The sequence below is a fragment of the Stenotrophomonas sp. YJH_SMC_27 genome (assembly GCF_059369815.1).
Map to the genome: position 1 here is coordinate 556660 of NZ_JCAFTA010000001.1, position 26242 is coordinate 582901.

Annotated in this window: 35 protein-coding genes; 34 read left to right on the forward strand and 1 reads right to left on the reverse strand. The window is 65.3% G+C overall.

Annotation, left to right across the window (positions count from 1 at the left end; translation table 11 throughout):
• Window positions 1-4: 4 nt before the first annotated feature.
• From AC5P7R_RS02590 to AC5P7R_RS02685, 20 genes are all read left to right on the forward strand, one after another.
• Window positions 5-148 carry a hypothetical protein gene (locus AC5P7R_RS02590; RefSeq protein ID WP_005412422.1) on the forward strand — a complete coding sequence of 48 codons (144 nt, stop codon included), beginning with the start codon at window positions 5-7 and terminating at the stop codon, window positions 146-148.
• The gene (locus AC5P7R_RS02595; protein ID WP_005412421.1) at window positions 141-425 is read left to right on the forward strand and encodes a hypothetical protein; all 285 of its coding nucleotides are present in this window, start codon (window positions 141-143) and stop codon (window positions 423-425) included. The genes AC5P7R_RS02590 and AC5P7R_RS02595 overlap by 8 nt, the downstream gene beginning before the upstream one ends.
• A complete protein-coding gene (locus tag AC5P7R_RS02600) occupies window positions 425-583 on the forward strand; it encodes a hypothetical protein (RefSeq protein WP_154267700.1) in 159 nt (52 codons plus the stop codon). The genes AC5P7R_RS02595 and AC5P7R_RS02600 overlap by 1 nt, the downstream gene beginning before the upstream one ends.
• A complete protein-coding gene (locus AC5P7R_RS02605; RefSeq protein ID WP_004154595.1) occupies window positions 583-1248 on the forward strand; it encodes a hypothetical protein in 666 nt (221 codons plus the stop codon). The genes AC5P7R_RS02600 and AC5P7R_RS02605 overlap by 1 nt, the downstream gene beginning before the upstream one ends.
• Window positions 1232-1669, forward strand: coding sequence for a RusA family crossover junction endodeoxyribonuclease (locus AC5P7R_RS02610; RefSeq protein ID WP_049444495.1), 438 nt, complete (start codon window positions 1232-1234; stop codon window positions 1667-1669). The genes AC5P7R_RS02605 and AC5P7R_RS02610 overlap by 17 nt, the downstream gene beginning before the upstream one ends.
• Window positions 1670-2032, forward strand: a complete 363-nt coding sequence (locus tag AC5P7R_RS02615; RefSeq protein ID WP_004154593.1) for an N-acetylmuramoyl-L-alanine amidase — start codon at window positions 1670-1672, stop codon at window positions 2030-2032.
• An 11-nt stretch (window positions 2033-2043) separates the two neighbouring features.
• Entirely contained in the window at window positions 2044-2430 is a 387-nt protein-coding gene (locus tag AC5P7R_RS02620) for a helix-turn-helix domain-containing protein (RefSeq protein ID WP_004154592.1), read from the forward strand.
• Complete coding sequence (locus AC5P7R_RS02625) at window positions 2427-2606, forward strand: hypothetical protein (protein ID WP_004154591.1); 180 nt, start codon at window positions 2427-2429, stop codon at window positions 2604-2606. Before AC5P7R_RS02620 ends, AC5P7R_RS02625 begins: the two co-directional genes overlap by 4 nt.
• Window positions 2593-4224 (forward strand): toprim domain-containing protein, encoded by a 1632-nt coding sequence (locus tag AC5P7R_RS02630; RefSeq protein ID WP_004154589.1) that lies wholly within the window; start codon window positions 2593-2595, stop codon window positions 4222-4224. Before AC5P7R_RS02625 ends, AC5P7R_RS02630 begins: the two co-directional genes overlap by 14 nt.
• A 165-nt stretch (window positions 4225-4389) precedes the next feature.
• Window positions 4390-4638, forward strand: coding sequence for a hypothetical protein (locus AC5P7R_RS02635; RefSeq protein WP_004154588.1), 249 nt, complete (start codon window positions 4390-4392; stop codon window positions 4636-4638).
• 10 nt (window positions 4639-4648) lie between these two features.
• Complete coding sequence (locus AC5P7R_RS02640; protein WP_155029028.1) at window positions 4649-5305, forward strand: Gabija anti-defense Gad2 family protein; 657 nt, start codon at window positions 4649-4651, stop codon at window positions 5303-5305.
• A gap of 12 nt (window positions 5306-5317) precedes the next feature.
• Window positions 5318-7192 (forward strand): DNA polymerase, encoded by a 1875-nt coding sequence (locus AC5P7R_RS02645; RefSeq protein ID WP_004154587.1) that lies wholly within the window; start codon window positions 5318-5320, stop codon window positions 7190-7192.
• A complete protein-coding gene (locus AC5P7R_RS02650; RefSeq protein ID WP_050483582.1) occupies window positions 7174-7512 on the forward strand; it encodes a hypothetical protein in 339 nt (112 codons plus the stop codon). The genes AC5P7R_RS02645 and AC5P7R_RS02650 overlap by 19 nt, the downstream gene beginning before the upstream one ends.
• The gene (locus tag AC5P7R_RS02655) at window positions 7509-7874 is read left to right on the forward strand and encodes a hypothetical protein (protein WP_004154586.1); all 366 of its coding nucleotides are present in this window, start codon (window positions 7509-7511) and stop codon (window positions 7872-7874) included. The genes AC5P7R_RS02650 and AC5P7R_RS02655 overlap by 4 nt, the downstream gene beginning before the upstream one ends.
• 28 nt (window positions 7875-7902) lie before the next feature.
• The gene (locus AC5P7R_RS02660) at window positions 7903-8028 is read left to right on the forward strand and encodes a hypothetical protein (RefSeq protein ID WP_258013034.1); all 126 of its coding nucleotides are present in this window, start codon (window positions 7903-7905) and stop codon (window positions 8026-8028) included.
• The gene (locus tag AC5P7R_RS02665; RefSeq protein ID WP_004154585.1) at window positions 8025-8273 is read left to right on the forward strand and encodes a hypothetical protein; all 249 of its coding nucleotides are present in this window, start codon (window positions 8025-8027) and stop codon (window positions 8271-8273) included. The genes AC5P7R_RS02660 and AC5P7R_RS02665 overlap by 4 nt, the downstream gene beginning before the upstream one ends.
• A complete protein-coding gene (locus AC5P7R_RS02670) occupies window positions 8270-8560 on the forward strand; it encodes a hypothetical protein (protein WP_049434075.1) in 291 nt (96 codons plus the stop codon). The genes AC5P7R_RS02665 and AC5P7R_RS02670 overlap by 4 nt, the downstream gene beginning before the upstream one ends.
• Window positions 8557-8706 (forward strand): hypothetical protein, encoded by a 150-nt coding sequence (locus AC5P7R_RS02675; protein WP_004154584.1) that lies wholly within the window; start codon window positions 8557-8559, stop codon window positions 8704-8706. Before AC5P7R_RS02670 ends, AC5P7R_RS02675 begins: the two co-directional genes overlap by 4 nt.
• The gene (locus AC5P7R_RS02680; RefSeq protein WP_004154583.1) at window positions 8703-9536 is read left to right on the forward strand and encodes a hypothetical protein; all 834 of its coding nucleotides are present in this window, start codon (window positions 8703-8705) and stop codon (window positions 9534-9536) included. The genes AC5P7R_RS02675 and AC5P7R_RS02680 overlap by 4 nt, the downstream gene beginning before the upstream one ends.
• Complete coding sequence (locus tag AC5P7R_RS02685; RefSeq protein WP_049397854.1) at window positions 9524-9730, forward strand: hypothetical protein; 207 nt, start codon at window positions 9524-9526, stop codon at window positions 9728-9730. The genes AC5P7R_RS02680 and AC5P7R_RS02685 overlap by 13 nt, the downstream gene beginning before the upstream one ends.
• A gap of 3 nt (window positions 9731-9733) precedes the next feature.
• Here AC5P7R_RS02685 and AC5P7R_RS02690 read toward each other — a convergent pair whose 3' ends face one another.
• Window positions 9734-10051: a hypothetical protein gene (locus tag AC5P7R_RS02690; RefSeq protein ID WP_049458784.1), complete on the reverse strand. Its 318-nt coding sequence runs from the start codon at window positions 10049-10051 to the stop codon at window positions 9734-9736.
• A gap of 95 nt (window positions 10052-10146) precedes the next feature.
• On the opposite strand from AC5P7R_RS02690, the gene AC5P7R_RS02695 reads away from it, so the two are divergent.
• From AC5P7R_RS02695 to AC5P7R_RS02760, 14 genes are all read left to right on the forward strand, one after another.
• Complete coding sequence (locus tag AC5P7R_RS02695; RefSeq protein WP_004154581.1) at window positions 10147-10683, forward strand: deoxynucleotide monophosphate kinase family protein; 537 nt, start codon at window positions 10147-10149, stop codon at window positions 10681-10683.
• Window positions 10684-10747: 64 nt separating this feature from the next.
• Entirely contained in the window at window positions 10748-10927 is a 180-nt protein-coding gene (locus AC5P7R_RS02700) for a hypothetical protein (RefSeq protein ID WP_004154580.1), read from the forward strand.
• 20 nt (window positions 10928-10947) lie between these two features.
• Window positions 10948-11100 (forward strand): hypothetical protein, encoded by a 153-nt coding sequence (locus AC5P7R_RS02705; RefSeq protein ID WP_005412406.1) that lies wholly within the window; start codon window positions 10948-10950, stop codon window positions 11098-11100.
• Window positions 11093-12649 carry a portal protein gene (locus tag AC5P7R_RS02710; RefSeq protein ID WP_004154578.1) on the forward strand — a complete coding sequence of 519 codons (1557 nt, stop codon included), beginning with the start codon at window positions 11093-11095 and terminating at the stop codon, window positions 12647-12649. The genes AC5P7R_RS02705 and AC5P7R_RS02710 overlap by 8 nt, the downstream gene beginning before the upstream one ends.
• Before the next feature lie 16 nt (window positions 12650-12665).
• Window positions 12666-12809, forward strand: coding sequence for a hypothetical protein (locus AC5P7R_RS02715; protein WP_004154577.1), 144 nt, complete (start codon window positions 12666-12668; stop codon window positions 12807-12809).
• A complete protein-coding gene (locus tag AC5P7R_RS02720) occupies window positions 12809-13594 on the forward strand; it encodes a capsid assembly protein (RefSeq protein ID WP_004154576.1) in 786 nt (261 codons plus the stop codon). The genes AC5P7R_RS02715 and AC5P7R_RS02720 overlap by 1 nt, the downstream gene beginning before the upstream one ends.
• Before the next feature lie 26 nt (window positions 13595-13620).
• Complete coding sequence (locus AC5P7R_RS02725; RefSeq protein WP_004154574.1) at window positions 13621-14574, forward strand: major capsid protein; 954 nt, start codon at window positions 13621-13623, stop codon at window positions 14572-14574.
• Between the two features lie 99 nt (window positions 14575-14673).
• Complete coding sequence (locus tag AC5P7R_RS02730; protein ID WP_155029026.1) at window positions 14674-15264, forward strand: phage tail tubular protein A; 591 nt, start codon at window positions 14674-14676, stop codon at window positions 15262-15264.
• Complete coding sequence (locus AC5P7R_RS02735; protein ID WP_180863423.1) at window positions 15252-17396, forward strand: phage nozzle protein; 2145 nt, start codon at window positions 15252-15254, stop codon at window positions 17394-17396. Before AC5P7R_RS02730 ends, AC5P7R_RS02735 begins: the two co-directional genes overlap by 13 nt.
• Window positions 17393-17866, forward strand: a complete 474-nt coding sequence (locus tag AC5P7R_RS02740) for a hypothetical protein (RefSeq protein ID WP_155029024.1) — start codon at window positions 17393-17395, stop codon at window positions 17864-17866. Before AC5P7R_RS02735 ends, AC5P7R_RS02740 begins: the two co-directional genes overlap by 4 nt.
• A 32-nt stretch (window positions 17867-17898) precedes the next feature.
• Window positions 17899-18297 carry a virion core protein, T7 gp14 family gene (locus AC5P7R_RS02745; RefSeq protein ID WP_049397861.1) on the forward strand — a complete coding sequence of 133 codons (399 nt, stop codon included), beginning with the start codon at window positions 17899-17901 and terminating at the stop codon, window positions 18295-18297.
• A gap of 3 nt (window positions 18298-18300) precedes the next feature.
• The gene (locus AC5P7R_RS02750) at window positions 18301-20475 is read left to right on the forward strand and encodes a hypothetical protein (RefSeq protein ID WP_495213730.1); all 2175 of its coding nucleotides are present in this window, start codon (window positions 18301-18303) and stop codon (window positions 20473-20475) included.
• A gap of 69 nt (window positions 20476-20544) precedes the next feature.
• Window positions 20545-23646 (forward strand): hypothetical protein, encoded by a 3102-nt coding sequence (locus AC5P7R_RS02755; RefSeq protein WP_478436230.1) that lies wholly within the window; start codon window positions 20545-20547, stop codon window positions 23644-23646.
• 39 nt (window positions 23647-23685) lie between these two features.
• Complete coding sequence (locus AC5P7R_RS02760; protein WP_155029021.1) at window positions 23686-26223, forward strand: phage tail fiber domain-containing protein; 2538 nt, start codon at window positions 23686-23688, stop codon at window positions 26221-26223.
• The last annotated feature ends 19 nt before the right edge of the window (window positions 26224-26242 follow it).

The following is a 26242-nucleotide window of genomic DNA, read 5'->3' on the forward strand; positions in this document are numbered from 1 at the left end:
CCACATGAGCATCAACTACCAGCACGCACTGAACACCTACGTTGCCCAGGACCACTTCGGTGTTGTCCTCGGCATCTACAACCCGGCCGAACACGGCACGGTCGAGGAGTTCAAGCACCGCATGACGGAGCTGCACGCAGGTGCGTGATCGCGTCATCGACGGACTGCACTCACGTTCTGCCGAGAGCGCCGCACGCGGCGCTTTCGTCGTGATCGACAGCGTGCAGTCCCTCGGCCACCCGGCCGATCAGGTGATCGGCTTGGCGTGCGCCTTCAAGAACTTCTGCGAAGTGCTCGGCCTCGATCCGATGGAAGTGCTGCGGGTCGTCTCGCGCATGGAGCAGGACTGCCGCTACCGGCAGGTCAACACCCTCAACGCCGTGCGCCGCTACGCGGAGCGCGAGCTGAAACCGCACTACCCGTGATGCGTGACCCGATCACCGACGCCTTCATCGACGAGGCGCTCATCGGCTTCGACATCGACGAAGCCTTCGGCATTTCCGCCGACACCCCGCTGACCGCCGCCGCTGACCTGTGGCGCGCGGGCATCTATCTCCCGACCAACTACGAGACCGACAACTGATGGCAACCAAGAAGCGCGAACGATTCGTCTCCCCCAAGGGCACCGCCGTGTGGCCGCGCCTGAACGAACCGGATACCAAGTTCAAGCCGGAAGGCGAATACACCGTGAGCCTGGCGTTCGACCCGAACGACAAGGACTTCAAGGCGCTGGCGAAGAAGCTGGAAACCCGGCGCGACGAGCTGTTCCAGGAGTTCCTGAGCGAGAACCCGAAGAAGAAGAAGGGTGCCGAAGTGGCCCCGGTGTTCACCGAAGAAACCGACGAGAACGGCGATGACACCGGCCGCGTGCTGGTGAAGTTCAAGATGAAGGCCAGCGGCGTCAGCAAGCGCACCGGCAAGAAGTTCACCATGCGCCCGGACATCTTCGACGCCCGCGGCAAGAAGATCGACAACCCGCCGCAGATCGGCGGCGGCAGCGAACTCAAGGTCTCCTACGAGATCGGCGGCTCGTTCGTCGAATCGGCCAAGAAGTTCTACCTGACCTGCTACATGGTCGCCGTCCAGGTGATCGAGCTGGTCGAGTTCGGCCAGCGCAACGCCAAGGACTACGGCTTCGGCGAGGAGGACGGCTACGAGGCCGCCGACAGCGCGCCGTTCAGCGACAGCGATGACGACTCGGACGACGACAGCGACTCCGACGACGAGGGCGATGACGGCGACTACTGATCCGCTGTCGGTCATCGTGGACACCGCGAGGGGGGCCAAGCATTTGGCCTCCCTCACGTTCCCGTTTGACCCGGTGCCCGCCTCGCGCCCGAAGGTTTCGCGCTGGGGCGTCTACTACGGCAAGACCTACAAGACCTGGAAGGAAGCCGCAGAGAAGCATCTGCCAGCCGGTGACCTGGACCTGTCGCCGACCGATCCGGTTTTAGTGGTCATCATCGCGGTATGCAAACGCGCCAAGACCTCGAAGGCCGCGTTTCCCAAGGGCGACGTGGACAACCTCGCCAAGGGGCCGATGGACGTTGTGACCAAAGCCACCGGCTATTGGGCCGACGACAAGCAAGTCATGTGGCTGCTCTCCGGTAAGCGCTGGGCGCAGCCGGACGAAGAGCCACGCACCGAAGTCCACCTCTACAAACTCTAAGTGCGCCTCAAACCTCTGGAATCGGTAGAGGCGCTGTTCGTCCTCGCCAGCATGACCCGCCCCGAGCAGGTCACGACCGGCGAAGAACTCGCACGCCTGCACCGCTCGCAGGGCTACTCGAAGATCGCCGTCCACTTCGTCATCGAACGTGACGGCTCGATCTACGACGGTCGCCCGCTGAATCAGCCCGGCGCTCTCGCCGGTAAGCACAACCAATCCGCATACCAAGTCTGCCTCCTGGGCGGCGTCAACGACGCCATGCAGCCCGAGGACAACTTCACCGAAGCCCAACACGCCGCGCTGCGACGCCTGCTCGCCGCCTACGGCAAGCCCGTTGTGTGGGCACCTGACTTCCCTCGATAGGAGAACCCAACGTGAAACCGCTGCCCCCGCAAACCCAGGTCGTCCTGGATCACCTGCGTCGCCACTCGCACCTGACCTCGTGGCAGGCCGAAGGCGTCTACCGCATCCGCCGCCTCGCCTCGCGCGTCGATGAGCTGCGCGCTGCTGGCTTCGAGATCGAAACGCAGACCTGCGAGGACGCCTCGGGGCAGCGGTACACGCGCTATCGCCTGTCGCGCCGTCAGCGGCGCAGCAAGGCTCCGCTCCTGGAAGCGCGCCGCGCTCCGAAGCAGTACCGCGTCGATGCGCTGCTCCAGCTGTATCGCAACTACTGCACCGACGAGCTGGGCCTCGACGCCAACGATGCGACCGAAGAAGTCGCCGCATTCACCAAGTTCCTGCTGGAGAAGAACGCATGACCAACACCGCCACCACCGTCATTCCGTCCGCGATGCGCTTGGCTTTCGAGCGCGCATGGGCGCGCGCCGACAAGCCGTTCCGCGGCCTGGGCCGCACCGTCAAGGGTGCGCTGAATCGTCGCCTCGGCATTTCCTACCGCAAGCGCATGTGGTCCGTGGAGCGTGCAAAGCGCTGACTCCGAATACCTCCACAAAGAGCCGTGCCCGAACTGCGGCAGCAAGGACAACCTTGCGCGCTACAGCGACGGGCACGGCTACTGCTTCGGCTGCGGTCACTACGAGCCAGCCGAAGGCGAGGAGGTCTCTCAACCCACCAGCAGGAAAACCATGAGCGACTTTGCGAAGGGTGAACCGCAAGCCCTGGCGAAGCGCGGTATCACTGAGGAAGCATGCCGTAAGTACGGCTACTGGATCGGCAAGGACAAGCACGGCAAGACAGTGCAGATCGCCAACTACAAGCGCGATGGCGGCATCGTCGCGCAGAAGCTCCGCTACCCCGACAAGAAGTTCTCGTTCATCGGCGACTCGAAGGCGTGCGGGCTGTTCGGCCAGCACCTCTACGAACCTGGGCGACGCCTCGTCATCACCGAAGGCGAGATCGACGCGCTCTCCGTGGCGCAGGCACTCGGCCTCCGCTGGCCGGTGGTGTCCGTCCCGAACGGGGCGCAAGGCGCAGCCAAGTCCATCAAGCGCGAGCTGGAGTGGGTCAACGGCTTCGACGAGGTTGTGCTCATGTTCGATATGGACGAACCGGGCCAGGCCGCCGCGCAGGAAGTGGCGCTGCTGCTGACTCCCGGTAAGGCCAAGATCGCACAGCTCCCAGCGAAAGACCCGAACGAGCTGCTCCAGCGTGGCGACGCCGAAGCGATCACTCGCGCCATCTACGAAGCGCAGACCAAGCGCCCCGATGGCGTGGTGACATTCGGCTCCCTCAAGGAGAAGGCACTCAAGCCGGTCTCGATGGGCATGCCCTGGCACGACCCGCGCCTCACCGCGCTGACCTACGGGAAGCGGTACGGCGAGGTCTACACCTTCGGCGCAGGCACCGGCATCGGCAAGACCGACTGGCTGATGGAGGAAGCAGCCTTCATCGCGCAGGAAACCGGCGACCGTGTTGGCCTGTTCTTCCTGGAGCAGCAGCCGGTCGAGACGGCGAAGCGCATGGCGGGCAAGGTTGCAGGCCGCCGCTTCCACGTTCCCGATGGGAGCTGGACGCAGGAGGAACTGGAAGCCGCGTTCGAGATTCTCGACAAGGGCCAGGTGTTCATCTACGACCACTTCGGCTCGTCCGAGTGGGACGTGATCGAAGCCAAGATGGCCCACATGGTCGTCGCCGAGGGCGTCAAGCACATCGTCCTCGACAACCTCACGTCGTTCGCGGCCGGTGCCGAGGACGAGCGGAAGATGCTGGAGGACACGATGGCGAAGATCGCGCAGTTCGCGCAGCGCCACCTCATCTGCATCTACCTGGTCTCGCACCTCGCCACGCCGGAAGGCAAGCCCCACGAGGAAGGCGGGCGCGTGATGCTCCGTCACTTCAAGGGCAGCCGCGCGATTGGCTTCTGGACGCACTTCGCGTTCGGCCTGGAGCGCAACACCCAGGCCGAGAACGAGGCCGAGCGCAACTGCACGACCTTCCGCGTCCTCAAGGATCGCTTCACCGGCCAGTCGAACGGCCAGGTTCTCTACTACAGCTACGACCACGCATCCGGCCGCCTGCTCAATGCAGATGCTCCGGGCGAATACGGCGACTTCGCCGACGAGTCATCCGATGTATCCACCTCCGACTACTGACGGCCGCTCGGTCGTCGGCTTCATCCCAGCTGATGCGCCGCTCTCCTTCGCTGAGAGCCTCGTTCTCCCCTACCAACTCCCGCGCTCCGACCAAGCCTGCCGTGTCATGTACGGCAAGCCAGGGCGGCGCGTGGTCATCCACATCAAAGCCGAGGAACTACCCCAATGAAAGAGATCGTCGCCATCGCAATCGACCTGCTGACCGCTCCGTTCCGCAAGGACACCGTGACCGACGTGGTGAAGGTGCTGGAGGGCCAGGTGGACAAGCTGTTCAAGATCAGCGCCGACCGCATCGCCACCGCCTCGACGCTGCGCGACAAGGCCGATGTCCTGCACTCGCAGGCCGACGAGCACGAGGTAGAAGCCGAGCGCGCACTGCGTGTTGCCGAGCGCTTCACCAACCTGATCCGCTAAGGGACCAACCATGACTGCCGAGCAACACGCTCGGTCCCTGTTCGACGTGTTGCCGGCCGAAGTCCGCCACCTGGTCATCCTGGGTGGCGGAAGCCTGCGCGCGTTCTACGACGGGACCGAAATCAAGGACATCGACTGCTTCTTCAAGTGCAGCGCCGATTACTACTACGTCTCCAACGTGCTCGACGACATGCCTGGGTGGACCAGTGAGGATGCCCCGACCGGCATCCGCAACTTCCGCTCGCCCTGCGGTCGCCTTGTCAGCCTGATCGGCTTCGAGTTCGGCACTGTGGATGAGCATGTGCGCCGCTTCGACCTGCGCTGCTGCGCAATGGCCGCCGTGTTCCTGAAAAAGTACGACGAGGTGGTGGTGTGCTACTACGACCTCGCCGAAGTGGTGCGCGACTGCACCGAGAAGCTGCTGTTCGTTCTGAACAACAACGGCACCGAGCGAACCATCCGCCGCATCACGCACTACGTCGAGGACTACGGCTACACGCTGCATCCCGACCAGCCCGAGCAGGACGAACTGTTCGAGGACGACGACTTCCGCGGCCACGCGCCGCAGGGCGTCCACACGCCGCCGAAGGCCCCCGAGCCGGAGTACATCCTCCGCGCCCGCCGCCGCGTCCGCGCAATCCCCGTAACCAACCACGGCTACCCGTAAGGAGGACCGCCGTTGATCCTCGTATTCGACTGCGAGACCAATGGCCTCCTCGACGAACTTGACACGATCCACTGCATTTCCCTCCAAGAGGTAGATGAGACCGGCGCACCGCGCGGTCCCATCCTGTCCGCCAACGATCACGGCACGGGCGAAATGACAGTCCGTCAGGCCGTCGAGAGGCTCAAGAAGGCCAAGCGCGTTGTCGGCCACAACATCGCCGGATTCGACATTCCGGCTATCGCCAAGGTGTTCCCGGACTTCAAGGTCCAGGCGTACTTCGACACGCTGCTGATGTCCACGCTGGTCTACCCGGACCTCAAGGACCGCGACTTCAAGGCCCGCAAGAAGCAGGGAGCGAACCCGGTGTTGCCGGGCAAGCTGATCGGTCGCCACTCCCTCGAAGCGTGGGGCTACCGCCTCGGCCGCTGGAAAGGCGACTACGCGGCGCAGATGGCCGCACGCGGCCTCGACCCCTGGGCACAGTGGTCTCAGGAAATGGACGACTACTGCGACCAGGACGTTGCGGTCACGCAAGCGCTGTTCGCGTTGTTGATGAGCAAGGGCCTCCCCACCGAGGCCATCGAGCTGGAGCAGGCCGTCGCGCCGATCCTCTCGCGTCAGCAGCGCTATGGCTACCTGTTCGATCAGGAGAAGGCGCGTGAGCTGGAGTGCATCCTCGTGTCCCGGCGCACTGCGCTGGAGGCCGAGCTGCGCAAGGTCATTCCGCCGTGGAAGGTGGTGAAGCGCAAGTTCGTACCGAAGCGCGACGACAAGCGCCGCGGTTACGTCAAGGGCGTGGAGGTCACGACCTACAAGGACGTGGTGTTCAACCCGGCAAGCCGCCAGCACATTGCTGACCGCTTGACTGCAATGTACGGCTGGCAGCCCCAGGAGTTCACCGAGAAGGGCCAGCCGAAGATCGACGAAGAAGTCCTGGGCGCGCTCAAGTTCCCGATCATCCCGCTCCTGCTGGAGCACTTCATCGTCAACAAGCGCCTCGGCCAGCTCGCCGAAGGCGACGAGGCGTGGCTCAAGGCCATCAAGAAGGACGGCCGCATCCACGGCAGCGTGAATCAGAACGCAGCGGTGACCGGCCGCATGACGCACTCGAAGCCGAACATCGCTCAGGTGCCGAAGGTCCAGCACTCGAAGGAGAAGGGAATCCTCAAGGGCCAGGAAGGCGGCTACGGATTCGAGTGCCGCTCGTTGTTCTGCGTCCCAACAGGGAAGCTCCAGGTCGGCGCGGACGCCTCGGGATTGGAGCTGCGCTGCCTGGCGCACTTCATGGCAAAGCACGACGGCGGCGAGTACGCCAAGGTCATCCTCGAAGGCGACATCCACTCCGTCAACCAATCGGCGGCAGGACTGCCCACCCGCGACAACGCCAAGACCTTCATCTACGCCTTCCTCTATGGGGCGGGCGACGCGAAGCTCGGCTCCATCGTGGGCAAGGGTCGCCAGGCCGGGGCGAAGCTCCGCTCGAAGTTCCTGGCGGGGCTGCCTGCGCTGGAGAAGCTGGTACGCGGGGTCAAGAAGCGCGCGGCCGAGAAGGGATACCTGATCGGTCTCGACGGCCGGAAGCTGCACATCCGCAGCGACCACGCCGCGCTCAATACCCTGCTCCAGTCGGCCGGTGCGCTGGTGATGAAGAAAGCCCTGGTGATCCTCGACGCCGACCTGCAAGCCGCAGGGTTGGTGCCGGGCGTCCACTACGAGTTCCTCGCCAACGTCCATGACGAGTGGCAGATCGAAGTGGACGAGGACAAGGCCGAGTTCGTGGGTAAGACCGCCCAGGCTGCCATCCGCAAGGCTGGCGATTACTTCGGCTTCCGCTGTCCGCTCGATGGCGAGTTCAAGATCGGAAGGAATTGGGCCGAGACGCACTGACCCGCGGCAAGCGGGACATTGCACTCGCCCTGGTGCGCCAAGCGAAACGCCGGGCAGCAAGGAAGGGACTGCCGTTCGACCTCACGTCGGACGACATCGTGGTCCCCGACTTCTGCCCGGCGCTGGGCATCCCGCTGTACCGCGCTGTCGGGCGCAAGGCCCAAGGCCCCAACTCACCCACGCTCGACCGCATCGAACCTGACCTCGGCTACGTCCGGGGCAACGTGCGCGTGATCTCCGCACGCGCGAATCAGATCAAGTCCGACGCGACTCCCTCGGAGCTTCTGCGAGTCGCCTGTTACGTCCAAGAGAACCGATGAACCCAACCAACATCCTGCGCGTCCTCGCGGCGCTGCTGGTCGTTGCCGCGCTCGCGGCTGGCGGCTTCGCAGCCTGGAAATACACCGCAATGGCCCAGCGCGTGACGGAGCTGGAGGAGTCGGCAAAGGAACTGGCCGACCTCAAGCAGACCGTCGAGACCCTCAACCGCGAAGCCGTGCGCCGCTCTGCCTTCGATGCAGCGCTGCGGAACGCCCGCGCCACCACCAACCGCTCTGTGGAGATTGCAGCAAATGCTGACCCGGAAACTGGCGATTACCTGTCTCGCCGCATTCCTGACGAGCTGCGCCGCGCACACCTCGAAAGTCGTGCCGGAGCAGTTCCTCCAGCCGACCGTCATTGAGGGCACGCACTCCTCACTCGACGCCGTGATGGCTGACCCGACCACCACCACCTACGACCTCTACCGCTTCGGCGGCAACGCCGAGGACGGCCTCCTGCGCTGCAACGCCGACAAGGCGAGCGCCCTGGAAGTCCTCAAGGAATCGAACCGATGAACGAGAATCAGCTTCGCGTGCATTTCATTGGCGGCCCCGCTGACGGCGATGTCCGCTTGATCGCTCCGTGTACTACCTACCGCGTGGCTGTGCTCGAACACCAGCCCGAGGTTCACGCCTACAACGCCAAGTGCCCGTGCTGCACGGAGCGCATGCTGCGCCCCGTGGAGTGGAACACCGCGATCTACTTCATCCGCCGCGTTGGCGAGAAGTGCTGGGTCGCCGTACACGAGAGCATGGCATGAAGCGCGCACTTCTGATCCTGGCGCTGTGCGCTGGCCTCGCTGCGTGCGACATGAAGCCTTGGCCGCCACGCGCCGATTACGGCTCGTGCCTGAAAGGACACACCGAGAGTGGCCTGATGCTGATCCCCAACAGCAATGGCGGATTCTCGTACATCCCCACCAGCGATTACGTCTGCGACGAGTACGAGTACCCGCTCGGCGACGGCCCGGAGTACCAGGCCGGAATGAAGCGCTACGCCGCCGAGCTACAGGCGTGGTATGAGCGCCACCCGGAGAAGCGGCCATGACTTCCTACGTGACCTATCGGCCACCGCATGCGGCCGGTTCCTGGGTCATCGGCGGCAACTTCTTCGTGCAGGTCAGGGAGCGTCCGAACTGGCTGCACCGCTGGTTCGCGCTGGCGTTCCTGGGATGGCAGTGGGTGGACGCATGAACAAGCGCGGCCCCCTGCTGCTGATCGACGCCGACGTGCTGCGCTACCAGCTCGCGTTCTCGAACACCGCGAACATCGACTGGAACGGCGACGGCAACAAGGTCGAAGCGATCCAGCCCGAGCGCGCGAAGGCGAAGCTGGAGGACTACATCGACGAGATCGTCGAGAAGTTCGGCGCGCGTGATTACCTGCTGGCCCTGTCCTGCAAGAAGCACAACTTCCGCAAGGACATCGACCCGACCTACAAGCTCAACCGCGCCAGCAAGGATAAGCCTGCCCTGTGGTACGTGCTCGACGAGTTCGTATACGACGAGTTCGGCGACAAGATCGTGGAGATCGAGAACCTGGAAGGTGACGACGTGCTGGGCCTGCTGGCCTCGCACCCGAATCCGAAGCGCGCGCCAGGTAGCCGCATCGTCGTGTCCATCGACAAGGACATGCAGACGATCCCCGGCATCCGTCTCTACAACCCCAACCGTCCCGACGTGGGCGTCCGGCCGATCTCGGCTCACGACGCTGACCTGTTCTGGATGAAGCAGGTGCTCACGGGCGACCAGGTGGACAACTACCCCGGCTTCCCCGGCATCGGCCACAAGGGCGCGGACGAGCTGCTCATGCCAATCCACGAGGCGTACCGCGATGCGTCCGTCGAGGAGCACCTCGGCGCGCTGTGGAACACCGTCGTCACCACCTACACCACCCGCATCCCCCGCGGCGGCACCGAGCCGCTGTCGAAGCACGATGCGATCCGCCAAGCACGCCTCGCGCGAATCCTGCGCTACGGCGACTACAACCCCAAGACCAAGGAAGTGAAGCTGTGGAAACCCTGATCCTGTTCATCACCATCGTCGCCGTGCTGGCCGTGCTGTTCGCCTTCGTCGCCTACGGCGCTGCCTGGCTGTGGTGGCGCAGCCTCAACACCCTCGAACGTGCCATGTACCGCGACGCCGCCAGTATCAAGCTGTGGCCCGCTGCTGTCGGCGCTGTCGGCGTTGCTTGGCTGGTCGCACGCTCGCTCGCGTGACGATTAGCCCCGCCTGGCCCTAGCGTTCTCCCAATCAGCAATTAATTCGTCCCGGACGTGATCCGCTGCAACCGGACGCACAACCTTGTCATGCAAAAACACTGTGACTGTCGGTTTGCCGTCAGCGGTCTCCCCGCCGACCACCTTGAGATTTACCAGCGACTGCACCCTATTGACGAGATTGTCGTGGTCTTGCTGAGCCTTAGCGGGAGGGGAATGCTCGTAACTCGCCTCAGCGGCTACGAAGCCGTAAATCCTGTCTGCGTAGTTCTGTTGCGTGTGCGTTACTTGTTCGTATTCGGCGTACTCGATCCCGTCCATAAGCGGCTCCTTTTCTGACCGCTGAGTATGCGGCATTAACATCCCTGTTGGTAACTGGCCCGCTTCGTGCGGGCCTTTCCTTTTCTGGAGTCCCCATGAAGATCATCGGAATTACCGGCCGCGCCCGTAGCGGCAAAGACACCCTGGCCGAGTTCCTGGTCAGCGACCACGGCTTCGTGAAGCTGTCCTTCGCGGCCCCGATCCGCGCCTTCGTGGCGGACATCACCGGCCTGCCGGTGTCCGCGATGGAGGACGGCCCGCTCAAGGAGGAGCCGCTCGACTGGCTCAACGGGCAGACCCCGCGCCGCCTGATGCAGACCGTGGGCACCGAGTGGGGCCGCGAAATGATCGACCGCGACCTGTGGGTCAAGGTGGTCGCGCAGAAGATCCGTCAGGCCCGTCGCGACGGCGCTGCTGGCGTCGTGGTGTCGGACGTTCGCTTCGACAACGAGGCGCAGTTCATCCGCGAGTGGGGCGGCCAGGTGGTCCAGGTGCTCCGCGACAGCGCGGCCCCGGTCTCGGCGCATGCCTCCGAGGCAGGCGTCCACGGCGACCTGATCGACACCGTGATCGACAACAACGGCCCGATCCACCGCCTGCGGATGGTCGCGGAATCGCTGGCCCGACTCTAAGGGTTTAGTGGTCATCATCGGGGGAAACGACAGTTTCCCCACCTATTCATAACCCAGGAGTTCTATGCAAATCCCTCTGCACTCCTACGACCTGATCGACCTCCTGGACGAACTGCACCCCGAAGTGATCTACGACCCCGCCCAGCCGAAGGAGGAGTTCCTGCTCCGGCAGGGCGAGCGCCGCCTGATCCTCCGGCTCAAGGCGCTGCGGAAGGTCGAGCAGATGGAGCACCGCGCCCGCTAATCATGTGCAGCAAGCCCAACATGCCGGACCAGCAGGAGAAAGACCCGATCCTGCTGACCCGCCAGGACACCCAGCCGACCGGCCACGCGGCCGATCAGCGGCGTAAGTCCAAGGTCCGACTGGACCTGAACAACGCAACGCAGTACCAAGGACTGACCATTCCGAATGGCTGACGCCAAGCAGACCTCGGCCGAGAAGCAGACGGCCGCGAAGCGCTACGGCGATCTCAAGTCCAACCGCAAAGAAGCCGAGACGCGCGCCAAGCGCTGCGCCAAGGTCACCCTGCCCCGCCTGTGGGTGGACGAGGGCGCGAAATCGCGTACCCCCGGTTCCGCCTACATCGACACCGGCCCGAAGTGCGTCAACGCCCTGGCCTCGAAGATCGTGCTGGCCTGGCTCCCGCCGAACGCCTCGGTGTTCAAGCTCGCGCCTGACCAGGCCGTCGCCGAGAACATCGCCGAGCAGGCTGGCGTGGAGACCTCCGAACTGGAGGCCGCGCTGGTGGACGTGGAGCGGGTCATCGTCAACGACCTGGAGACCAGCGGCGTCCGCCCGGTCCTCAGCGAGGCGGCCAAGCACGCCATCGTCCTCGGCAACTTCCTGCTCTACGACCCCGACGAGGGCAAGCCCAAGCTGTACCCGCTGACCTCCTACGTGACCGACCGCGACGGCCTGGGCAACGTGCTGGAGATCATCACGCTCGACAAGATCGCCCCGGCCATGCTGCCGGACTCGATCCGCGCGGCGGTGATGCAGAAGCTCGCCCAGGAACGCGACGAAAAGACCAAGAACGACGACGTGAACCTCTACACCTGGGTACGTCGCTCGGAAGATGGCAAGGACTGGGAAGTGGTCCAGGAGGTCGAGGGCGTCGAAGTGCCCGAGACCGTGGGCACCTACCCCATCGACGCCTGCCCGTGGATTCCCCTGTGCGCCCCGCCGTCCCTCGTGGACGACTACGGCGAGGGCCTGGTCTACGACTACGTGGGAGCGTTCGAGTCGCTGGAGGCGCTGCGCAAGGCGATCCGTAAGGGTGCCGCCGCGCTGGCGAAGATCATCATGTTCCTCAAGCCGACCTCGACGATCCGCGAGCGCCAGCTCACCGAGGCCGAATCCGGCGCGGTGCTGCGTGGCGAGGCCAGCGACGTGACCACGCTCCAGCTCCAGAAAGCCTACGACCTGAACTTCGTGCGTCAGGAGGCCGAAGGGCTGGCGAACTCGCTGGAGCTGATCTTCGGCGTGAAGTCCGCCGTGCAGCGCCCCGGCGAGCGTGTGACCGCCTACGAAATCCGGGTGCTCACCCAGGAACTCGACGACGCCCTCAGCGGATTCATGGCGATGTCGGGCGAGCAGCTCTTGCTGCCGCTGATCCGCCGCCGCCTACACAAGCTCCAGAAGCAGGGTCGCCTGCCCGAGCTGCCGCAGGAACTCATCAAGCCGCGCATCACCGTTGGCATCGCTGCCCTCGGCCGCGGTCACGACCTGAACAAGCTGATCGAGTTCGGTCAGGCAGTGGATGCACTTGTCGGCGCAGAGGAGAAGGCACGCCGCCTCAACAGTGGCGAGGCGATCTCCCGACTGGCCGCCGCTTCCGACATTTCCACCAAGGGCCTGATCCGCTCCGACGACGAGCTTGCTGCCGAGCAGCAGGACGCCTCGGCGCAGGAGGCGATGGTCCGTGCCGCTCCGAATATCGCCTCAGCGATGACCCAAACCCCGTAACCCCGAGAAGGACGCAATGTCGAACGAAACCACCGAGAAGCCCGCCAAGCCGACCAAGGAAGCCCCGAAGGCTCCGAGCGTCGAGCGTAAGGGCAAGGCCGAGATCACCCGCAAGACGAACGGCCTGGTCATCGTCAACTACAAGCCCGAGGACAAGTAATGTCGCAGCCGGGCAAGTCCGAAGTGACCGTCAGCCTTGACGGCATCAACGGCCAGCCGACCCCAGGTCAGCAGCCGCCGCAGAACTCCCAGGACACCCAGCAGCCCGCACAGGGCGCGCAGGGTGGCACCGATGGCGAGCGCCTGTTCGGCGGCAAGTACAAGACCGTGGAGGAGCTGGAAGCCGCCTACGCACAACTGAGCACGCCAGCCGACGACAAGGGTGGCAAGGGCGGCCCCGCGACCATCGACGACGCCACCGCGGATGACGCGCGTGACGCCTTGGCGCGAGCTGGCCTGAACCTGGACGACTTCGCCACCGAGTTCAACTCGAACGGCTCGCTGTCCGAGGAGAGTTACAAGAAGCTCCAGGACGCGGGCTATCCGAAGGAGCTGGTGGACGTGTACGTCGATGGCCTGCGCGCTCGCGTGCAGACCTACGAGAACGCCGTCTACTCGCCCGCAGGTGGCAAGGCCGGTTACGACGGCCTGGTCCAGTGGGCCAAGACCAACCTGAGCGCCGAGCAGAAGCGGGCGTTCAACGAAGCGGTGCAGTCCGGCGACGCCGGCCGCGCAGCGCTGGCAGTCCAGGGCCTCGTCGCCCTCCGTGGCGGCAACGGCCGCCTTCTGAATGGCAAGACCGCATCGAACGCCGATGCTGGCCCCAAGCCGTTCCAGTCGCAGGCGCAGGTCGTCGAAGCGATGCGCGATGTGCGCTACCACCGTGATCCGGCTTACCGCGCGGAAGTCTCCGCCCGCCTGGCCGTGTCGCCGCTGTTCAAGTAATCCACTCAACCTCAAGCAAGGACTAAATGTCGGACGCAATCCCCTCCCGCCTGGGTCAAGCCCAGGCCAACGGCGACGCCTGGGCGCTGTTCAAGCAGAACTACACTGCTGAAACCATCACCAGCTTCGTCGAGAACTACAAGCTGGACGGCCGCGTGTCGGTGCGCAACATCGAGAGCGGCAAGTCCGCCTCGTTCCCGAACGTCGGCACCATCGGCTCCGAGTACCATGTGCCGGGCACCGAGATCAAGGGCCTGGTGGTCGAGCACAACGAGACCATCATCACCCTCGATCCGATGCTGATCTCGCACGCCTTCATCGCCAACATCGACGAAGCGATGAACCACTACGACGTGCGTTCCGAGTACACCCGTCAGCAGGGTGCGGAGCTGGCGCTCAAGCGCATGCAGAACGAGCTGCGCTGCGCGATCCTGGCCGCTCGTACCACCGAAGGCAAGGTCGAAGGCCAGCCGGGTGGTGCCATCATCAAGGCCGCCACGATGGCCTCCGAGCCGACCGTGCTGGCCGATGCGTTCCGCAACGCCCGCATGCTGTTCGACGAGAAGCTGCTGCCGGACAACCCGCAGGAGTTCACTGGCGCACTGGCCCCGGCTCAGTGGTATCTGCTGACCGAGAACAAGGACTTGATCGACCGCGACATCAACGCGGAATCGAACGGCTCCTACGGCCAGGCGGTCATTTCCTCGGTCGCCCGCATCCCGCTGGTGAAGATCAACGCGATGCCGCGTGTCGATGAGTCGTCCCTGGCCTCGATCCCGGCCAAGTACCGCGGCAACTTCGCGGACACCGTGGGCGTGATCTTCCACCGCTCGGCGGTCGGCACCCTCAAGCTGCTGGACCTGTCCCTGGAGGACGTGTACCAGGGCGAGAAGCAGGGCACCCTGATGCTGGCGAAGTACGCGCTGGGTCACGGCATCCTGGCTCCGCGCGGTGCCATCGAGCTGTCGAAGGCCCCGTAAGCAATACAGCGCCGTTGGGCAAATCCCGCGGCGCTTCAATCTCTCTCCATCTACGGGGGACATCCACATGGGTGTCCCCCGTTTTTTTGCCCCGAATCCATGAACCTCGAACTCACTCCGACCACGGAACTCGAAGCCGTCAATGTGCTGCTCGGTGCTATCGGCGAAGCGCCGATCAGCGACCTCGAAGCGCTCGGCAACCTGTACGCCTCGCAGGCGCGCGACACCCTCCGCGCGGTGAGCCGCGAGGTCCAGACCGCTGGCTGGTGGTTCAACACCAGCGAGTCGTTCACCTTCCCGCTCAACGCGGAAGGCAAGGTGCTGCCGCCGCAGTCGATCCTCAAGCTCGTCCCCGCACGCGGAAGCGAGCCGCTGGTGATCCGAGGTACGCGCCTCATCAACCCGCTCACCCTCGCCGACACGTTCTCGTCGGCACCCACCGCCGACTTCGTGACCTGGTTCCTCGCCTACGAGGAGCTGCCCGAGTCCGCCCGCCGCTACATCGCCGTGCGCGCTGCGCGTCTGTTCCAGACGAGCGTGCTGGGTAGCGACCAGCTCTACGTGTTCACCGAGAAGCACGAGGAGGAGGCATACCTCATCTTCGCGCAGGAGCACGCCGACTTCACCTACGCCCGCGGCCACAACTTCCTCAGTGGCTCGACGGACGTGTCTGATATTTGGGACCGCTGATGCCGCTAATCACGGGGGACTATCCCTCGTTCCTGGGAGGCGAGTCGCAGCAGGACGATACCGTCCGCTCGCCGAACCAGCTCACCAAGGCGATCAACGCCTGGCTGCATGCCGCAATGGGCGCTGGCAAGCGCCCGCCCGCCGAGTTCGTTGCTGGCCTTGGCGTCACCCTCGATCACGACTGTGCCTTCCACTCCATCGTCCGCGATGAGAACGAGCGCTACATCGTCGCCGTGGGTCACCGCAGCATCCGCGTGTTCGACCACGAGACCGGCAAGGAATACACCGTCAACGCCACGGGCGACGCGCTCAACTACCTGGACACCCAGGGACAGCGTGCGTGGTCATGCTTCGCGCTGGCGACGTTCTCCGACACCACCTTCATCGTCAACCGGCTGGTAGACGTGAAGCAGAGCGATGAGCTGTCGCCCGGTTCTCTGTACGGATCGGCGCAAACGATGTCCGACCTGCCGAAGCCTGGTGACAAAGGCTCGGCCGTTGTGCCGACCGGCGCGATCTACAACATCATCGGCTCGTCCGAATCGCAGTTCGACGACTACTACGTCCAGAAGCAGTCCTCCTCGGTCTACCTGGAGGTCGCCCGGCCGGGCATCAAGCACCGCTTCGATGCCAAGACGATGCCGCACATCCTCAAGCGCATCCCCGATCCCGTGCATGCGGACGGCTTTTGGTTCTCCTTCGGTGGACCGGAGTGGACCGCGCGCCTCGCGGGTGACGAGCAAAGCAACCCGTTCCCGTCCATCGACGGCCAGCGCATCCGCGAGGTGTTCAAGCACCGGGACCGCCTAGGCTTCCTGGCCGGGGAGAACGTGCTGATGTCCGAGGTCTCCGATCCGTTCAACCTCTGGCGCACTTCGGTGACCCAGGTGCTCGACGCCGACCCCATCGACGTGAGCGTCAGCGGGTCGAACGGCGTCACCACGCTCTACCACGCAGTTCCGTTCCAGTCGGCCCTGTTCCTTGCCGCTGCGGGCGGCCAGTTCCTCCTGACCGCCGAGCCGTACCTGGCCGCCAAGAACGTCAAGAGCGATCCGGTCAACAGCTACAGCAGCTCGCCGTACATCCGGCCGAAGCTGATGGGCGAGTCGCTGTACTTCACCGAGGACAGCGGCGCATACGCCAGCGTGCGCGAATACTTTATCGACGACCTGTCGGTGACCGGCGACGCCGCCGACGTGACCGCGCATGTTCCCAAGCTGATGCCTGGCCGCATGCGAGCGATGGCGAGCGCAAGTGGTGCCGACTGCGTGTTCTTCGCTCCTGACGATCCGACCGACGCGCAGCTCTACGTCTACTTCGTTCGCTGGATCGGCGACGAGAAGCAGCAGTCCGCATGGACTCGCTGGTCAATCTCCGGCGTCGGTCGCATCGTCCATATGCACGCCATCAACGACGTGCTGTACGCCGTCGCGAAAGCGCCAGGAGGCGGCTGCGAGCTGCTCAAGTTCCGTATGGTGCTCAACCAGCACGACGCGGATGCCACGGGCGACTACAACTTCCTGCTCGACCGCATGCTGGTGGTGCAGCCCACCTATCAGCAGTTCGGCAACGAGACCTGGATCGACCTGCCCTACATCGTGCCCGATGGTATGACGGTCACCGTCCTCAAGACGGACGACTGGCAAGACCCCGGCGCGTACCTGGACATCACCAAGGCGCGCTGGGACAACGCCCGCACCCGCCTCGCGCTCCCCGGTAACCACACCGAGGGCCGCGTGGTCGTCGGCATGGACTACGAGCACCGCCTCACCCTGACCAAGCCCATCGTTCGCGGTGGGCAGAACCAGGCCGTGCTGGTGGGCCGCACGCAGGTGCGTGACATCGAGGTCGCCTACAAGGACGGCGCGTACTTCGAGCTGGAGGTCGAGCAGCACGGCAATGGCCGCGTCGAGACCTACGTGGCGTCGCACTCCGGTGCGTACACCGCGCGCGTCCTCAACGACTCGGTGTTCCGCACCAGCGCCCCGACGTTCCACTCCGGCTCTCGCCGGTTCCCCGTGCTGGGCGACGCCAACAGCGTCCGCATGCACCTCGTCAACCGCCTGCCGTTCCAGTGCTGGTTCCAGTCAGCACAGTGGCGCGGCATGTTCGTCTCCCGCAGCCGAGTATGACCCTGACCTATCGAAGCCCCACCGCCAGCGACATCCTCCACGTCGCCGAGAACATGCGGCAGGAGGACATCCTGGAGGTGGCGGCTTCGCATGGTCACACCCCGCTCCAGGCGCTCGCATTTGCAGTGACCGCGAGCGACCGCAGTTTCGCCGCGATGCGCGACGGTTCCCCCGTGTGCATCTTCGGCTTCACCCAGCACGCCGAGGGTATCGCCTCGGTTTGGCTGCTGGGCACCGACGCCCTGGTGGCTCCCACGTTCCGCCGCACGTTCCTCCGAGAAGCTCGGCGGATCAGCGACGAGTGGGCGGCCACCTTCGGCACCATCTTCAACTTCGTCGATGTCCACGCCGTCACCACGCGGCGATGGCTCGGCTGGCTTGGCTTCCGCGAGAGCGGCGTCGAGTCCGCCTACGGCTTCGCCAAGACACCCTTCGTCCGAGTAACCAAGACCCCATGTGCAACCCCGTAGCAGTCCAGGTCGGTATCGCCGCAGTCAGCGCGATGGCGACCATGTACGGCCAGAATCAGAACAACAAGGCCATCGAGGAAGCCGCGGAGCGTCAGCAGGAGCAGATCAACGACCAGGCCGCCGAGCGCACCCAACAGCGCATGGAGGAGGCCCGCGCACTGCGATCCGCGATGCGCGCCTCCGCAGCAGAAGCGGCAGTGTCCGGCAACTCGGTCGAGCTGCTGGCGAACGACATCATGGCCCAGGCTGGCCGTGACGTGGCCCTCATCGAGAAGAACCGCAGGAACGGAGTCGTCGAAAGCGGCTCCGAAGCACGCGCACGTATCCGCACCGGCAATGCCGAGGCGTTGGGCGGCGTGATGCAGTCAGGCGCGAACGCCTACAGCAACATCCAAACCTACAAGCGCTATTCCATTCCCGGAGACGAGTAACCCGTGGCTCGCACGAAACCCCAAGAGATCATCCGCCGCGCGCAGGTGCCGCAGCGTCTCGCCGAGCGCCCCGTTCTGGCGGTGCAGGCTGACCAAGCGTCCTCCGCTGGTGCCGGTGCCCTCTCCCGCACCGCCGCTGCGGTGCTGACGCGCGTCTCGGATTCCGTCAACTCGCAGATGATCTCCAATAGCCGCGAGCAGTACAGCGCCGCGGCGACCCAACGTATGCAGGAGGACGCCGAGGGTACGCCCCGGCAGGCCGAGGACTTCGTTGCCCAGCAGTCGGAGTCATGGCGTCGCGGCTACCTCAAGGCTGACGGCATCATCCGCGTCCGCGACTGGCAGATCGAAGCGGCCAAGGAGATCGCCAAGGCCGAACCCGGAACCGACATCGAGCCGCTCATCAAGGAGCGGATGGCGGCGCTGACGCAGAACCCCGAGTTCCAAGACCCGCAGGTCCGCAAGGCCCTGATGCCGGTCGCCATGCGCGCCGCGCAGCAGGTCCGCCAGCAGTGGCAGGCCGACTCGATGCGGGAAATGCTGGTCCGGCAGAAGGAGTCGCTGACCGCGATCATCCGCGACGGCATCAAGGGCGGCACGTTCCTCACTTCCGAGGGCATGAACGGCCTGTACGCGATGCTGGACCAGGAGGAGTACGCCTACCTCAACAAGCGCGACGTGGACGAACTCTACGTCGAGGCCGCCAAGGAGGAGCTGGCCGCAGGCAACCGCGATCCTCAGTCGATCCTGGCGTTCCTGGAGCAGGACCGCGGCGACGGCCAGCCCGGCTTGATGAACACCGAGCACGGCGATGAGCTGCGCGCGGCGGCTGCCGCTGGTGCCCGCGTAATCGCACACCGCGAGGACGAGGCACGCAAGCAGGCGATGGCCGAGGCCGAGTGGACGCTCCAGGGCCTCGCGGATCGCGGCCAGCTCACCCACAAGACCATCGACACCTGGGCCAGCAAGTTCGGCCTGAGCGGCGGCGACCTCCAGTCCTTCAAGCGCTACTGGAACAATCAGCAGGAGCAGACGCTTCGCCGCTGGGAGCAGGAAGCGAAGGAGCGCGCCCGTGAGGAGCGCATCCGCAAGCTGGTCGCCGGAGGCAATCCCTACGAGATCAGCGACGCCGACCTCAAGAAGCAGGCCGGTAAGGAGTGGGAGGAAACCCCGCAGGCCGCACGCGGCCAGGTGCTCCAGAAGTGGGCACGGCAGGGCATCGTTATCCCCCAGCTCGAACGCATCCTCAAGCGCGCTGACCCGGCGTTCCAGGAGAACTTCCAGAACGCCGCGACGCTGTACGAACAGCTCCGCAAGGTCTCGCCCAAGTACGCCGATACGGTCGCTGGCGGCGAGGCTGCCGCAATGCTGGACCAGTACCTCTACGACACCCGGCGCAGCGGCCAGTCGCACCAGGAGGCCGCCCGCGTCCTGACGCAACCGAAGCGCGAAGTCGAGGAGGCCCGCTCGGTCATCAACGACACCTGGAAGTCCGGCATCAAGGACTACCTGGAGATCGACGGCAAGCCGCGCGACCCGCGTGAGCTGCATCGCATCCGCCAGGAAGCCGAACGCATCGCCTCTCGTGGCGGCGTGTCCGGCGAAGCTGCCATCCGTGCGGCGGTCGGTCAGATCGACGCCCAGCTCACGACCGTCAACGGCCGTCGCGTGCCGAACATCGGCATGCCGCAGGGTGCCGAGCCAGCGGTAGACGAGCTGATCCAGACGGTCGCGCGCAAGCTCGGCCGCGACCCGGATGAGCTGTCGGCCCTGCCGAATCCCCGCAATCCGGGGCAGTGGCAGATCGTCGGCCCCGACAACTGGCTGATCCCTGACCCGGACACCGGCCGCGCCATCGGTTTCGACCCGCGCGCCATCGCGGCACAGCACCAGCGCTGGAAGGGAGACCTTGCGGAGTCCCAGGCGCGTCGTCGGGTCGAGCAGCGCACCACCTGGGCAGATCAGTCCCGGAACATCCGCGACCTGCGTTCGCAGTCGGCGACGACGGAAGTCCCCGCGACCATCGCCAAGCGCGACGGCAGCGCCGCCGAGGCTCCCGCCTTCGAGCTGCCCAAGTTCGACCTCACCAAGCCGCTGGTCCCCAACGCGGGCACCAAGCAAACCACCACCACCCCGGCAGTCCCCGAGGACTTCCTGGAGTACCTGACGAGGAAGTAAGACCGCATGTTTGAATCCCTACCCGGCGCAGACGAGAACATCGTCAAGCCGGCAACCCAGCAGCCCATCGTGCAAGCCGTGCGCGAGCGCAAGGAGCAGCGAGAGGCCGCGCAGCGCCGGAAGGATCAGACGACCGTATGGGACGGATGGGGCGCTGCCCAGGCAAAGGGCGGCATCGGCTTCATCGACCGCTTCATCACCGAGCTGGGCTACGAGCCGCAGCAGGGCTATCGCATTCCCGCAGACGCGCGCAAGCGCTGGGAGTCGATGGGCCTGCGCCCGGAGCAGTGGGAGCTGTTCGGCCGGGCCACGTCCGACGAGCACCTCTCCTATCTGGAATCCGTGGCCTTTATGAATCAGATGGCGGACGACGACCTGGCGCAGTTTGGCCTGGGCGGACAGATCGCCCTCGGCTTCACCGACCCGGTGGCAACCGGCCTCGATCTCGCCACGGGCGGCCTGGGGTACGCAGCCAAGGCCGGACGACTCGCCAACGCGGTGCGATCCGGTCTACAGGCTGCGGGCACCTCCGCGCTGATGTCGGCCGCAACCTCCACCTACGACCCCGAGCAGACGCTCGCGGATGGCGTGCAGAGCGCCGCCCTGTCGTTCGCGTTCGGTGGTGCCCTCGGCGCTCGCCGGGGTGCCCTGTTCGATGGCGAGGTCAAGCCTGACGTGGTGAAGCGGCTGGCTGGTGACGACTCGCTGTCGGCCGCCCGCGTTGCTGGCACCGCCACCACCGACCCGACGCCCGGCGTCCTCCCGCTGCGCAACGAGACCGCATTCGAGCAGGAGTTCACCGACAAGGCGCTGGTCAACGCGCACATCACGCCCCACTTCGCCACCGTCCGCCGCGACCTTGCTGCCCGCATGGGTAGCGCCAAGTCGCCGCTGGTGCGCGAGGCGGGCCGTCTGCTGTTCCGCGATGGTGTCGGGTACACCGATCGCTCCGTCGCGGTCCAGGAGTCCACCAGCGAGTTCGCCAAGCGCCACCTGGCCGTCATGGAGACGGAATGGCGGAGCGGAGTGAACGCCGCGTGGGACGCCTACAAGCAACGGACGGGCACGCATTGGTGGAACTTCTCCGAGCGCGCCAAGTTCAACGAGGAGGTCGGCCGTGCCGTGCGCGGTGCGCCGGACGTGTCACCGGAAGCCGCCAAGGCTGCCGGAAGCGTCGCCAAGGCGATGCGGGACGCGCTCAAGCTGGCGCAGGACAGCAACCTCGACGGCTTCGCCAACGTGGCGCAGAACGGCAACTACCTGCCGCGCTACTGGAGCGGCAAGGGCTTCAAGCGCCTGTTCGGCGAAATGCAGCTCCACCAGGACGACGTGATCGACCAGCTCATCAAGCCCGCCATGCGTCGCGCATGGGAGGCCGCCGCCGACGAAGGCGACGAGATCGACGACGAGCTGCTCGGTGCGGTTGCACGCTCCTACCTCAAGCGCGCTCAGGCGAACTTCGAGGGCGACGGGATGGACCTGCTGGTCCGTCCGCTGGACAGCGATTCGGTCGAGGAGATCGGCAACATGCTGACCGAGGCGGGCGTCTCGCCAGTGCGGTCGCAAGAGCTGCTGTCGAAGCTGGAGCGCAAGACCTACGAGTCGGGCAAGCTCGACCGCGCGAAGAAGCGCATCGACCTCGACGAGACCTACTCCACCACCATCCGCAACGAAGCTGGCGAGGACGTGCAGGTCTCGATGGCCGACCTGTTCGACAACGACGTGGACTCGGTGATGACCCGCTACATGCGCGAGATCACCGGCTGGTCGGCGCTGTCGTCTAAGGCTGGCATCAAGAACCGAGCACAGCTGGACCGCTTCGTGTCGAAGCTCAAGAGCGACGCCCGTAAGTCCGGCGACGACGTGAAGGACATCGAGCGCCTGATCGACATCGGCCTCAAGTCCACCTTCGGCCGCAGCACCGAACTCGATCCCGCCAGCCGAGGCGCACGCTACGCGCGGTTCCTGCGCAACTGGAACTTCGCTCGCGTGATGAACCAGGTGGGCTTCTCGCTGTTCGCCGAGCTTGGCCCGACCATCGCGCATGCTGGTCTCCGCAACTTCTGGAACTCCGTGGGTGCCGCCCGCGACTTCCTGGTGCGCGGCGCTGACGGCAAGCTGTCCTCGCAGGAGGCGCGCGTGATGGAGCGGCTGTTCGCACCCGGCACCGACTGGCTGCGCAACCCGCCGTTCCTGCGCCTGGACGAGGATGCGCTCGTGCCGCAGACGTTCAACGTCAAGCACGGCGAGAAGATCGACAACGCGATGAACATGGCGACGCACGTCACCTCGGTCGCATCCGGCATGGCCCCGATCAACACGATGCTCCAACGCATCGCCGGTCGCGCCACGCTGCTCCGGCTGCTGGACATGGCGAACGCCAAGAAGCTGTCGGACGCCGAAGTGGCCCGTCTGCGCACTTGGGGTCTCGACGAGAAGGCCCAGGCCGACGTGTTCGGCTACCTGAAAGGCAAGCGGCAGATCGAGCAGATCGACCCCGACAAGCTGCCGTTCCAGACGCGCGAGCGCATGGCGGCCTTCCTGTTCCGCGTGACGCGACACCAGGTTCTCGAAGGTGACGCCTCGGACAGCATCGAGCTGATGCACTCCACCACCGGCCGCATCGTCACGCAGTTCCGCAGCTTCATGGTCAACAGCTACACCCGCCACTTCCTGAACTCGGTCCACCACTACGACGACTGGCGCACCTACGCGATGGTCGTGCTGTCCACCTCGGCAGCAGGGATGGGCTGGGCGGCTCGCACGTACATCAACACCGCTGGCAATCCCGAGCAGCGGAAGAAGCAGCTGACGCAGGCGAACTTCTACAAGAACGCTGTCGCGCAATCGAGCTGGTCGAACGTCATCCCCGCCGTCACCGACGCAGTGTGGGCGGACGCCCTGGGCAACGACCCGGTGTTCGCCAACAACCGCTCGACCGGCCTGGAGAACGGCGTGATGGGCATCCCGTCCATCGACCTGTTCAACAAGGTCTACGGCAGCACGCGGATGATCGGCTCGGCCATCCGCGACGACGAGGAGATCACCGAGAAGCAGATGCGGGACTTCTGGAAGATTTGGTGGTTCAACAACATGACGGGCGTCCGCAACATCGCGGATCAAGCCCTACAGCAGTTCCCCGACCGCAAGGACGGGACTGATCGACCGTAACCAGGAGGCCCTTCGGGGCCTCCACCTTTTTGAGGACGCATGATCGAACTATCGCGCGGCCTTTCCTTCGTGCTCTACACCTACGAGGGAGGCCCTACGCGGTTCACCGTGCCGTTCCCGTACATCGCCCGCGAGCACATCCGGGCGTTTGTCGGTGAACCGGACGCGGCCCGCGCTGTCTCCGTGTCGTGGGTGGACGCCAGCACCATCGAGATTCCGTCGCAGGATGGCGTGCTCGACGCACCCTACACTGTGACCATCCGGCGATTCACGCCGATTGACGCCCTCCTGGTCAACTACAAGGAAGGCGCAAACCTCCCGGCGCGCGACTTGTCCAAGTCGTTCCGCCAACTACTGTACGCACACCAGGAACTCGCCGAGTTCGGTAGCGGCAGCGGCCTCCCCGGTGGCGGCCCCGGTAACCCCGGTGGCAACCCGGACCTCAATGCAATCATCGAGCAGCTCCTCCGCTCGCCAGCACTGCAAGACCTGCTGACCCGCATCGACCTCATCGACGTGAACGCCGAGGCGATCCTGGAGGAGATCATGCGCTCGCACGAGTTCTTCGACGTGCAGCGCGACTACGGCGACAAGATCAGCACGGCCACCCATGAGATCGGGCTGCTGACCGAAGGCAACAAGGTCATCGCGCAGCAGATCATCGACCTGTTCGCGCGGGTGGACTACGGCGAGCAGAGTAACCAAGCACGGTTCCTGGAGGTCAATCGCGCCATCGCCGACGAGCACTCTGCGCGCGTCGAGGCGATCACCGAGCTGCAAGGCCAGGTGGTCGAGAACGGCAAGACAATCTCCGCAGCGCTCAACCAGCGCATCGACGAGGTGGAGAGCACCACCGAAGCGGCGCGCGCGGCCACCGAGCAACGCCTCGGCGCAGAGATCGAGGACAGCGCGGCGCAGGTCCGCACCGCAGTCATGGCCGAGGTTGACGCGACCAAGGCCCGCGTGTCCGACGTTGAGACGGCAGTGGTTCGCCACGGCGAGAACATCGCTGGCCTGGCCGAGACCACGGAAGCCCTGACGGATGCCGAGGGTGCCAACACGGCATTCCGGCAGCAGATGGCGGCGAGCTACGGCGCGAACGTGCCGCAGGGGATCGCCAACGAGATCGACGGCCAGGTGTCGGCTGTTTCGGCTGCCTTCGAGCAGCGCATCGACACCGAAGCGTCCGCACGCGAAGCCCTGGCGTCCCAGGTGTCCACGCTTGAGACCAGCACCGCGCCGACGATCTTCTCGGACGCACAGCCCTCCCCGCCCGCTGGCGGCTTCAAGGTTCCGACCTTTTGGGTCAAGACCGGGCAGACCGGCGCGTACCTGACGCAGATTTGGGATGGCACCGGCTGGCGCAAGGCCGACCTGGATGTCACCTCTCCGACCGGCGCGCTGGTGCAGCAGCTCAACACCACCAAGATCACCGCCGAGCAGGCACAGGCCATCGCGGCCACGCAGGTCCAGGCGTTCAAGGACGGCGACTTCGCCACCATCCGGCAGGAGTTCAATGTGGTCGCCGGGCAGCACTCCGGCATGTACGGTCAGTGGCAGGCCAACTACTCGGTCAAGATCAACGCGGGCACCATCAACGGCGTCCCCGTGGTCGCCGGTATCGCCCTCTCCGCCAACCCGCAGACCGGCAGCGACTTCATCGTCACCGCGGATCGCTTCGCCTTCGTCCACCCGCAGTACACCTCGGGCGGCACCCTGGCGAGCATCAAGTATCCGTTCGTGATCGGTACAGTCGGCGGCCAGTCCACCGTGGGTATCCAAGGTGCGCTGGTGGTGGACGGGACGATCACTGCGGACAAGATCAGGGTGAACTCCCTAGCCGCACTCACGGCGAACGCGGGCACGATCAACGGCGGCACGTTCAAGACCCACACTCTCGACGGCAACGGCAACATCGTCAACGCTGCCGAGTTCCGCGTGGAAATCTCCAACCTCGGCGACTGGCCCCTGTGGGTCGGCTCCGGCGCGAAGAACGCCAACAACGCGGTGTTCTACGTGGACCGCAACGGCGGCGCGTTCTTCCGAGGCCGCGTCAATGCCCCCAACATCGTGGGGCAGTTCCAGTCGGCGACCGGCGTGTGGTGGACCGGGGCAACGAGCCTCTGCTACCAGGCGGGCAACAACTTCATCCCGCTCGGCGATTGGGTGGCGATCCACGAGTTCTGGCTCGGCGCTCCGGTGCTGGCTGGCGAGGGTCATACGCCTTCCGTGTCGGTGACCGTGACCGCGAACACGCGCGTCTACGGGCTGCACGTCATCTTGGAGGAGCTGCGCGACTCCGTATGGGTCGTCATCGCCTCACACGAACCGCCGATGTACCGCGCGTTGATTCAGCAGATGGGCGGCGACGGCAACACCTTCACCGCGTCCAATTTCTACACCTACGAGCAGTCGGTGACGCTCTCGGCGTCCGGGGCATGGACAGGCGGTGCCCGCGCGTTCCGCGTGCGTTGCCGCGCATCCAGTCCGCCTCCGCAGGTCCACGGCTACGACGCCCCGGCCTACCCGAACTACCTCATCACGTCGATTGGCGGCTTCGCCTTCGGCATCCGATAACCCTCAGAGAGAATCCAAG